This is a genomic window from Bacillus sp. AP50 (genome assembly GCF_040492675.1).
GTDB lineage: Bacteria > Bacillota > Bacilli > Bacillales > Bacillaceae_G > Bacillus_A > Bacillus_A cereus.
The window spans coordinates 1-3,622 of the sequence record NZ_JBEUTW010000669.1 but is presented as its reverse complement, the minus strand read 5'-3'; the positions used below and the strand labels follow the sequence as shown (position 1 = coordinate 3,622).

Sequence of the window (3,622 nt, the reverse complement as noted above, 5' to 3'; positions counted from 1 at the left end):
AAGGCCCTATACTTCATTGAAGTATAGGGGGAGAGAGTACAATCAATCAGTTATTAGTTTCGAATAGATACTTAAATCGATGAATTTTCCATTTGATTTTTCACTTTTTCTTAGCGTTCCTTCTAATGTAAATTTTAATTTTTTTAAAACACTTATGGAATTTAGATTTTCAGGTTCAACTTTTGCTTCAATACGGTTTAGCTTTAAATTAGTAAATGCATAGTCTAATAAAGCGGAAATTGCTTCAGGTGCATATCCTTTGCCCCAAAATGCTTTTGAAATATCATAACCAATCTCAGTTTTAGAGTTTTCGAAATCTAAGAAATTATAACCACATGAACCAATGATTTGATTAGATTTTGCTTCGATAATAGTAAATCGGAGCGCTTTATTGCTTTGAGCCAGCTCGTTTAGAAATTTAATCATGTCTTTTGCTTGATCCTCAGTAGTGAAATTAATAATATTCATGAATTTCGTAACATCTGGATCAGACCATATTTTAAATAAGCTTAATGAATCGGATTCTTCTGTTTTTCTTAAATGTAATCTTTGTGTGTATAATTCTGTAATCAATACTTTTACCTCCATTATATTGGTGATGGGTAGATTAAAAATATTGATATCTGCGCATAATTCAGCCCTTTCTACTCTTAGTTATTTTTTATTATACATGAGAGAAATAGAGAGAGGGAATTATGTGATTTTTTATATCTACTTTGTTTCTTAATTGTTTTTTCCATTTAATAGCACAAGTGATTTCATTAAAATGAAAGGAGAAAATCTTTACCTTTACTTCAAATATCAGTACGTGATTGATATTAGTAATAATAGAATAGTTATTTAAACTTTGGGGGAGGAACAATAATATGGCAAAAGTTCTAATGTTTAATTTTCCAGGAGAAGGACATATTAATCCGACAATTGCACTTGTCGAAGAACTAATAAAAAGAGGCGAGGAAGTTATTTACTATTGCGTAGAAAAGTATAGAAGTAAAATAGAGAATACAGGAGCTTTGTTTCGACCATATGAAAATTTCATATCACAAATAGACATGGTAAAAAGAATGAGTGGGCAAATAGATTCTCAAGAACTATTATTACACATGGTAAAATCCATGGATAAAATAATAGAGATAATTTTAGAAGAAGTAAAAGAAGAAGAATACGATTATGTTATATATGATAATAACTTCGCTGTTGGATGGATCATAGCAGAAGTATTACAATTACCTAAAATTTCCTCATGTACAACATTTGCCATTACTAAAAAGATAGCCTCTACTCTTATGAAAAATCATGGAGAAGAAAATAAAAAATCCCTTTTATATCAGGAGGTCATGTGTATTTTAAAAAAATGGGTAGATATTTATGGAATTACTCTTAATGAAAAAAAGAATGTGATGACATGCCCAGGGGATATTACAATTGTATATACATCAAAATTGTATCAACCAAATGTCGAAGAATTTGATGGTTCTTATATATTTGTCGGGTCCTCTATTGCACAGCATAAAGATGTAGATTCTTTTTCCTTAGAACAGGCAAAGGGAAACAAGCTGATTTTTATTTCTATGGGAACAGTATTTAACCAGCAACCCGATTTTTATTACACATGTTTTGAAGCATTTCGAGATAGCTCGGTTACTGTCATATTACCTATAGGGGAACAAAATGATATTAGTCAATTAGATAATATTCCTTCTAATTTTAAGCTATATAATTACGTTCCTCAATTAGACATTCTACAACAAACTGATCTATTTATTACACACGGGGGAATGAATAGTTCCAGTGAAAGCTTATATTTTGGTGTTCCTATGCTAGTTATTCCAGTTATGGGAGATCAGCCTATAGTTGCTCAAAGAATAGAAGAATTAGAAGCCGGAGTCCAGTTAGATCGTAATTTGCTTACTCCGGAAATATTACGTAATACAGCAATGCATGTGTTATCGAATGATATTTATATAAAAAATAGCCATAGAATTGGAGAATCTTTAAAAAATGCTGGAGGATATAACAAGGCAGCCGATGAAATTGAAACCTTTAAATTTAAAATGGGTATTAAGTAAAGCAAAACTACTGTGACTTTAAAAGTGAACTATGAAAATGATTTATATGGAGGGAACTAAAATGAAGATTTTAGAACAAAAATATCAAGAAACTAACTATCTACAATCTTATGAGAAAAGTCTAAAATTATGGCCAACTAGTTTTTTATCTTACTTTTTAGAAACATCTCAAGGGAAGACTCATATTATTGAAAGTGGTAATAAATTAGCACAACCTCTCGTATTACTCCATGGAGCAAAGATGAGCTCGACAATGTGGTATTCAAATATTTTACACTGGAGTAAACATTTTAGAATAATGTGTATTGATATTTTAGGAGATAAAAATAAAAGTGTTCCAAAAAAGGGCTTTACAGATCGCTTAAGTTACGCACTATGGTTAAAAGAAGTATTACATACATTAGAAATTAATAGCACCAACATTGTAGGATTGTCATATGGTGCTTTGCATACCGTTAACTTTTTGACATTTTTTCCAGAGAAGGTAAATAAGGCCGTAATAATGAGTCCTGCAGCAACGTATATTCCTTTTTATCCTTTGTTTTTTTCCTATGCTTCAGGAATGATGAATAGTAGGGAAGGGGTCGAGAAATTTTTAGAGTGGATTTTTGATAATCGATACACTATTCATCCATTTATTCAAGAACAATTGATAGCAGGAATGATGTGGAATAATTCAGTGAAAAATGAAAATCCAACAGAACAGGGATTTCCATATATTTTTACGAATCAAGAGTTAGCCAAAATTCAAACGCCTATGCTGTTAATGTTAGGAGAGAATGAAGTAATGTATAACCCAATAGAAGCTTTCAAATGTGCTGAAAATTCATCACCCAATCTAACTGTAGAATTGGTGAAAGATGTAGGACATTTAATGTCCATGGAGAATCCTCAATATATAAATGACCGAATTTTGGAATTTTTTAACAAATAGGACATCTCTAGTATCACATTGCAGATGTAGAATCCATAAAGTTAGTATCTACAACTACTTGAACACCACGTGTGTGGTAACTGTCCTTGATGTGTTATCTCATGTAACTATGTCGTTTTTAACGTGGGAATTGGTTTGGATATAAACAGAAATATTGCGAGGATAGTAGTTAATGATTCAATGATTTTAAAAAAGGAATGAATCGACGAGTACTATTCATTTCTATGGTCAAAGGTACCTGTAATACATTTCCTTCAAGAAGGGGTTTATTTGCTAAAAAATTGTGGCTGAGGAATTTGTGGAGTATGTGGTGATTGGTATAAAAATTCTATCTAATAACCTATCAGTTTTATGTTGTTTATTGTTATTCAGTTAGTTTTATATCTTGCTTTTTACTTTATTCATTTTAAGCATTTTAATTTTTGGGATACTAGAAGTTGAATAATTACGAATAAATACGTTTGATTTATATTCTATTTTTTAGTTATTAAGCTAACTTATTATACAATAGTTCAATATTTTATTATGGAAGGAACTCAAGTTAGGTTAGTCTAAATGAAACTGATGTTTGATTCTAAATTAAGTACATTTTGGGTACCGCCACATGCCCATCAAGCTA

General features: G+C 30.6%; 3 protein-coding genes. 2 read left to right on the top strand and 1 reads right to left on the bottom strand.

What is annotated here, in order from left to right; genetic code table 11:
- Window positions 1-42 precede the first annotated feature (42 nt).
- Window positions 43-573 carry a GNAT family N-acetyltransferase gene (locus tag ABWK52_RS28200; protein WP_000627284.1) on the bottom strand — a complete coding sequence of 177 codons (531 nt, stop codon included), beginning with the start codon at window positions 571-573 and terminating at the stop codon, window positions 43-45.
- A 293-nt stretch (window positions 574-866) separates the two neighbouring features.
- Between ABWK52_RS28200 and ABWK52_RS28195 the strand changes: the two genes are divergently transcribed.
- Both ABWK52_RS28195 and ABWK52_RS28190 read left to right on the top strand, forming a co-directional pair.
- Window positions 867-2,069: a macrolide family glycosyltransferase gene (locus tag ABWK52_RS28195; RefSeq protein ID WP_353772316.1), complete on the top strand. Its 1,203-nt coding sequence runs from the start codon at window positions 867-869 to the stop codon at window positions 2,067-2,069.
- A 61-nt stretch (window positions 2,070-2,130) separates the two neighbouring features.
- Complete coding sequence (locus ABWK52_RS28190) at window positions 2,131-3,003, top strand: alpha/beta fold hydrolase (protein WP_098541642.1); 873 nt, start codon at window positions 2,131-2,133, stop codon at window positions 3,001-3,003.
- The last annotated feature ends 619 nt before the right edge of the window (window positions 3,004-3,622 follow it).

Coding starts and splice junctions, on each gene's coding strand:
- ABWK52_RS28195 (WP_353772316.1), top strand. CDS start 867: ATGGCAAAAGTTCTAATGTTTAATTTTCCAGGAGAAGGACATATTAAT.
- ABWK52_RS28190 (WP_098541642.1), top strand. CDS start 2,131: ATGAAGATTTTAGAACAAAAATATCAAGAAACTAACTATCTACAATCT.